The sequence below is a fragment of the Myxococcales bacterium genome, assembly GCA_012517325.1.
In the GTDB taxonomy this organism is placed as follows: domain Bacteria; phylum Lernaellota; class Lernaellaia; order Lernaellales; family Lernaellaceae; genus JAAYVF01.
In genome coordinates this window covers 33102-39849 of record JAAYVF010000066.1, presented here as the reverse complement: position 1 = coordinate 39849, position 6748 = coordinate 33102, and the positions used below count along the sequence as shown (strand labels likewise).

The 6748-nt window shown below is 64.9% G+C and carries 4 protein-coding genes; all 4 read left to right on the top strand.

Features of this window, described 5'->3' with window-relative positions; translation table 11 throughout:
- Window positions 1–246 precede the first annotated feature (246 nt).
- The 4 genes from GX444_11675 (at window position 247) to GX444_11660 (ending at window position 6685) form a co-directional block, all read left to right on the top strand.
- Entirely contained in the window at window positions 247–2349 is a 2103-nt protein-coding gene (locus GX444_11675; protein NLH49248.1) for a S8 family serine peptidase, read from the top strand.
- 157 nt (window positions 2350–2506) lie between these two features.
- Window positions 2507–3793 carry a hypothetical protein gene (locus tag GX444_11670; protein ID NLH49247.1) on the top strand — a complete coding sequence of 429 codons (1287 nt, stop codon included), beginning with the start codon at window positions 2507–2509 and terminating at the stop codon, window positions 3791–3793.
- Between the two features lie 133 nt (window positions 3794–3926).
- Complete coding sequence (locus tag GX444_11665; protein ID NLH49246.1) at window positions 3927–5666, top strand: ATP-binding protein; 1740 nt, start codon at window positions 3927–3929, stop codon at window positions 5664–5666.
- A 20-nt stretch (window positions 5667–5686) separates the two neighbouring features.
- Window positions 5687–6685: a glycosyltransferase family 2 protein gene (locus GX444_11660; GenBank protein ID NLH49245.1), complete on the top strand. Its 999-nt coding sequence runs from the start codon at window positions 5687–5689 to the stop codon at window positions 6683–6685.
- Window positions 6686–6748: the final 63 nt, after the last annotated feature.

The window sequence follows — 6748 nt, the reverse complement described above, 5'->3', positions numbered from 1 at the left end:
GGGGCAGCTGCCCCTCCAGGACGCAGACCAGCAACCTCATCCGCTGTAACTCCTTGGGAGTCATCGAAATCATGTCCTTCTTCATGGGGGACATAATCGCTAAGCAGTTACAGGGGACAAAGTCGCTAAGCTAATACACGTCCCTTTCCCCGTCTTGCCCGCCGATTCGGCCGCTCTTACAATGCCTTGCTTTTGGCTCCGGATGACCGGATCCGATTTCGCCAGGTACTCGCAGGGGAGCCCGCCATGAAAAAAGTTCTTTTCCTGTTTTTCTTCACGCTGATTTCCTTCACCTTCGCACAGGCGTTCGCCGCCTGGGTCGATCCGACCCTGGAAGACGCGCTGGACAACGCCGCCGACAAAGAAATGGTGGGCAGCTACGTCGTACTGGCCGATCGCGTCGATTTGCGGGATCTGCAGGATCGCCTCGACACCATGAAGGCCTCGCGCTCCAGGCGGCATTTCGAGGTCATTACCACGTTGCAGGACAAAGCGGCGCAGACCCAGGAACCGCTGCGGCTCTTCCTCGAAACTTATCAGAAACTCGGCGCCGTGCAGTCGTATCGCGCCTACTGGATCGACAACGCCTTCGCCGTGCGCGCCACGGCCGATTTCTACCAACTGCTTCGCCAGCGACCCGAAGTCGACCGCATTTATTTCGACTACCCGCTGGAATCGATCGCTCCGGTGCGGATCGCCGACGGTGACGAGAAGGGCCCCAAGGGCATCGAACCCGGCATCGAAAGCACCCGCGCGCCGGAATTGTGGGACCTGGGCATCGACGGCACGGGCGTCATCGCCGGCGACATGGATACCGGTTGCGACGGCACGCACCCGGCCTTCGCGACGCGCTGGCGGGGCCTTTCCGCTCCCGCCTCGCAATGCTGGTACGACCCCTGGCAGCACGCCGATTTCCCCTATGACAGCGGCGAGCACGGCACCCACACGATGGGCACGATGGTCGGCGGCGACGACGGCGACAACCAGATCGGCATGGCGCCGGGCGCGCAGTGGATCGCGGCGGCGGTGGTCGACGTGCCGACGGTCAACATTTACACCGAGGCGGTCGCGGCGTTCGAATGGTTCGCCGATCCCGACAACAACCCGGGCACGATGGACGACGTGCCGGCCGTGGTGAACAACTCGTGGGGCATTTCGGGCTTCCCGTATTGCGACGACACCTTCTGGGCGTCGATGGATGTGGCGGAGATGGCCGGCGTGGTCGTCACCTTCGCCGCCGGCAACGAGGGGCCGTTCCGCGGCACGCTGCGCTCGCCGGCCGACCGCATCACCACCGATTACAACGCCTTCGCGATCGGCGCGCTCGCCCCGTCCGGCGACCGGATCGCCAGCTTCTCGAGCCGCGGCCCGTCGCGTTGCGACCGCGCCACCATCAAGCCCGAGGTCTCGGCGATCGGCCAGGCGGTGCGCTCGTCGATCCCCGGCGGCTACACCGAGATGGACGGCACCTCGATGGCGACGCCGCACGTTTCCGGCGCTATCCTGCTGCTCAGCCAGGCCTACCCGGACGCGACCGTGCAGCAACTCAAGATGGCGCTCTATTTCACGGCGGTGGACCTGGGCGAAGCGGGCGATGACAACACCTTCGGCCGCGGCCGGATCGACGTGGTGGCGGCCTATGAATTCCTGGCCAACGCCTGCGACAACGACGGCGACGGCTACGAAAAGCCGGAATGCGGCGGCGACGACTGCAACGACTACGACGCCGCCATCCATCCGGGCCAGACCGAATCCTGCAACGGCATCGACGACAACTGCGACGAGGTCGTCCCGGCCGACGAAACCGACCCCGACGAGGACGGCTACATGGCCTGCGAAGGCGACTGCGGTCCCGAAGACCCGAAAACCTATCCCGGCGCGAATGAAATCTGCGATGGCGTCGACAACAATTGCGACGACGTGCTGCCGCCGAACGAGACCGATCCCGACGAGGACGGTGTCCCGCAATGCGACGGCGACTGCCGGCCCAACGATCCGAATGTCTACCCCGGCGCCGACGAGGTTTGCGACGGTGTCGACAACAACTGCGACGCCCAACTGCTGGACGGCGAAGTCGACGCCGACGGCGACGGCTACTTCCTCTGCTCCGGCGACTGCAACGACGACAGCGCGGCGATCCACCCGGGCGCGGTGGAAATCTGCGACGATTTCGTCGACAACAATTGCGACGGCCTGAAAGACGCCGCGGACCCGACCTGCCAGGACGCCGACGACGACAGCGCCGACGACGATGCCGCCGACGACGACCAGACCGACGACGACAACGACGACGCCAACCCGTCCGACGACGACAACGACGACGAGAGTTCCGAAGCCTGCGGCTGCTGACGCGGCCGCCGTCCGCCGGCCGGCGCTTTTCCAGCCGGCGACGGGCGGGCAAGAAACGCGAAACGGGCCTCGCGATTTTGTTGACAACGAAAAAACATCATGTCTATAGTCATTTAAACAGCTACCAGATCCTTTTAAAGAGCACCGGGAGGAGAGCATGCTGCTCCAGATGGTCCGCAAAACAGCCAGTGCCACGATCAAAAATTTCGATTTCATCCACCTGATGGAAGGCCTGTCGAAAGACGGCTTTGTCGGCATGCTCAACAGCGTGCGCGAAAAAGCGGCCTCCCTGTTCGGCGTGCCGTCGTCTCGCGTTACCACGGCGCCGGACAACGTGACCGGCGACATTTTCTTTCCCGACGACAAACGCTTGCTCTACCTGAAGGTCTTTTTAAAACGCGTCGTGGGCGAAAGCGGCGATCCCTTCGCCGATCCGGGCGCCGTCAGTTACGTGCCCCAAATCGCCTTCGAGGTCGGCGCCATCGCCCCGATCGGCATGAGCGCCGGAACCGAACTGGACAAATTGTGCGAAACCATCTCCCTGTTGATGGAAGTCGAATACGAGGCCGAGGCTTTCACCTGGAACAAGCCCACCGGCACGGATCTGGACCTCGATTCGTTGGACGGCCAGCACCCCGTGGCGCCCAACGCCTACGAGCTGGAAATGGCGAGCGTCCTGCGCGAAAAGAAACTCGAACCGTTCCTCAAGGCGTTGCAGGATAAAAAGGGCGAGATCATCGTCGATCAGTGGCTCGAGGAACGCGACGACGCCGAGGAAATCGAATACTTCATCGATAAGCTGCTCGAAGCCGATCTGTTCACCGAGGAAATCGTCGTTTACAGCCAGCATACCGGCCAACCGGTGCTGCGCGCCAAGGATCGCGCCGGCCTGGAAGCGCTCAAAGCCGCCGGCGTGCGCGACGTCAACGGCGACGAGCTGGATATGCAAAACGTTCGCCGCCTGTTCATCCTGCCGAAGGACAAGCGCGTTTATCTCGGCAAAAGCTGGATCGGGCGGGTTTTCGCCCTCGACCTGCTGCTGAAAATGGGCATCGACATCGGCGACGTCTACGAGTTCGAAGCCGTCAACAACATCACCAACTTCCTGGCGATCTTCGACGGCAAACCGATCCTGTTCCTGCTGGGCGGCAACGCGATCGAACCGAAGGACTTCGCCGGCTTCGCCCCGCTGATGAAAAAACTCGGCGGGCCGCTGGTGGTGGCCGTCGCCCGCAAAGACATCGACATCGACGCGGCGCGCGCCGCGGGCGCCTCGTCGTGCCTGACCCTGGGCAGCGTCGAGGAATTCAATTCGAAGTTGCTGGAATTCCTGACCGAGAACCGCAAGGCCGTGATCGCCGCGACGATGGCCGATTTCAACAACTCGTTCCGGCTCAACGTCGCCGAAATGAGCCTGTCGCGCTTCGAACAGGCCGACGAATAACCGGCGCGACGTTCGCGCCGCGACCGCCTTCAGCGGGCGACCCGACGCGGTCGCCCGTTGCCGTTTCTGCGGCCCCGCGCCTTGATTGCCGATCGGCGAATCTTTTGTTATGGATCGGGAAACGGGGGATGCCATGATCGATCCGGAATACCTGAAAACGTTGCCGGCCTGGGCCGGGGAACTGGCGGCAAAGTACGCCACGCACACGGTCAACCAGTTCATCCTGCACGGCAACGTCCGCGACCTGGTGCCGCTGCGGCGTCAGGCGCGGACTGAGTTTCACAACCTGAAGACGTTCCTGTCCGAGAGCCTGTTCGCCGGACGCGATTTCGTGCTGCACTACGACCGGGCCTCCGGCCTGGCCTACGCGAACAACGAAACGGCCAACGACTTCGCCGCGTTTCTGAAGGCCTACCAGACCGTCCAGAATACGCCGGGCCAGCCGCTGATCCTGCAGGTGCCCAAGGAACCGTACAAGCTGTTTCCGATCATCGACCGCTACATTCGCACCCGCCTGGCCGAGCGCAAAAGCCTGGCGCTGATCGTCGAATACGCCGAACTGATCGCGCCGCAAAGCGACGCCGGGGGTCTGGCCGAAGGCGACCGCGCCACGCTCATCTACCTTCGCAACTGGGCCGACGACCCGTCGTTTCTGCAGGCCGACGTCACTGTTTGCCTGATCACCGAGCAGCTTTCCCGGCTCAACCAGGATCTCGTGCGCAATCCGTATTCAGTGCCGGTCGAGATCGAGCTGCCCGACGCGGCGGAGCGGCGGGAGTTCATCGCCGAACAGACCGCCGAGCGAAATTGGGACGAACTGTCGGCGATCGGTCACGAGGCGATGGCCGAACTGACCGGCGGCCTGTCGCGGGTTCACGTGCAGCAGGTGCTGGCCGACGCTATCCGCCACCGGGTTCGCCTCGACCTCGGCGCGCTCATGCAGCGCAAGAAGGAACTGATCGAGGCCGAGTGCTACGGCCTGCTCGAATTCATTGAGCCGAAGTTCAACCTCGACTTGGTCGCCGGCGCCGACGCCGTCGTCACCGAATTGCGCGGCATGGCCAAAATGATCAAGGGCGGCCGGCTCGACGTCATTCCGATGGGCTACCTGATCTGCGGCCCCGTCGGCACCGGCAAGACGTTTCTGGTCACCTGTTTCGCCGGCGAGATCGGCATCCCCTGCGTCAAGCTGCTCAACATCCGCAGCCAGTGGCAGGGCGTCACCGAGGCCAACCTGCAAAAACTGCTGGGCATCTTCCGCGCCATGGGGCCGCTGGGCGTGATCCTCGACGAGGCCGACACCTGGATCGGCGACCGCGACGCCTCCGGCGACAGCGGCACCAGCAGCCGGATCTTCGGCACGATCGCCTCCTTCATGGCCGACACCACGCTGCGCGGCCGCGTCATCTGGTTTTTGATGACCGCCCGCCCCGACCTGCTGCCGGTGGACATCAAGCGCCAGGGCCGCGCCGAGGAACACGTCCCGCTGTTTCACCCGCTGTCGGCCGCCGATCGGCAGGCGCTGTATGCGGTGATCGTCCGCAAGAACAAGATCAAAACCGACGTGCAATCCGTCGAGGAGCCGTACCAGGCCGCCGGATCGCCGCGCCTTTCCGGCGCCGATCTCGAGGCCGTTTGCATCCGCGCCAAGCGCCACGCCGCGATTCGCGGCAGCCAGACGGTGGACGCCGCCGATTTCGCCCAGGCCTTCGCGCAGTTCATCCCGCCCGTCTACGGCGAGGAGATCGAGTACCAGGCCCTGGCGGCGGTGATGGAATGCACGAACCGCGACCTGCTGCCCGAACCGTACCGGAGCATGCCGCGCGATCAGGTCGCGTTGCGGCTGCGGCAACTGCGGCCGCTGGTGCACTGAACGCCCGCATGGCCGCCCCGCTGATCACCGTCCTGCTGCCGGCGCGCGACGAGGCGGCGACGCTCGACGACGCCCTGACCGATCTGCGCCGCCAGACACTCGCCGATCTGGAAATCCTCGTCATCGACGATCACTCCGCCGACGATACGCTGGCGGTCGCCCGCCGGGCGGCGGCGGCTGACGAGCGCGTCCGCCTGTTGGCCTCGCCGGGCCAAGGCATCGTCGCCGCGCTCAACGCCGGGCTGGCGGCGACGCGCGGTCGTTACCTCGCGCGGATGGATGCCGACGACCGCTGCGCTCCCGATCGCCTCGAAAAACAACTCGCCTTGCTGCAAAGCGATCCGGCCCTCACGCTGGTTTCCTGCCTCATCGGACCGCCGCCGGGCGAAACCTACGCGGGCGGTTACGCGACTTACGCCAAGTGGGTCAATTCGCTCGTCGATCCGGAAGCCATTCACCGCGAGCGGTTCGTGGAATGCCCGGTCGTGCACCCCACCCTGCTTTGCCCGGCGGATCGATTGCGCCGCCTCGGCGGCTGGCGCGCCGGCGCTTTTCCCGAGGACTACGATTTGCTGCTGCGCCTGGCGGCGGCGGGCGCGAAAATGGCGAAGGTTCCCGAGGTGCTTTATTTCTGGCGCGACCGGCCGCGCCGGGCCAGTCGGATCGATCCGCGCTACGGGCCCGAAGCGTTCCATCGGCTGAAAGCCGAGTACCTGGCCGCCGGGCCGTTGCAAGGGTCGCCGGAAGTGATTGTCTGGGGCGCCGGTCCGGGCAGCCGGCGGGCCGTGCGGCCGTTGCAAGCCTTGGGGGTTCGCATCCGGGCCTGGATCGACATCGACCCGCGCAAGATCGGCCATGTGCACGGCGGCGCGCCGGTCGTGGCGCCCGCGGCGCTGTCGTCGCTGCCCCGCTTGCCGCTGCTGGTCTACGTCGGCAGCCGCGGCGCGCGCGACCTGATCCGGCCGCGATTGGCCGAATTCGGCTACCGCGAAGGCGACAACGCCTGGTTCTGCGCGTAAACTTTTTCCGCCTCGTTCCTCGGTTGAAAGTATGGTCCATTGGGAGTCGTCAATCACCACGAA

Excerpts from the sequence above, each read along its gene's own strand:
- GX444_11675 (NLH49248.1), top strand. The coding sequence starts at position 247 with ATGAAAAAAGTTCTTTTCCTGTTTTTCTTCACGCTGATTTCCTTCACC.
- GX444_11670 (NLH49247.1), top strand. The coding sequence starts at position 2,507 with ATGCTGCTCCAGATGGTCCGCAAAACAGCCAGTGCCACGATCAAAAAT.
- GX444_11665 (NLH49246.1), top strand. The coding sequence starts at position 3,927 with ATGATCGATCCGGAATACCTGAAAACGTTGCCGGCCTGGGCCGGGGAA.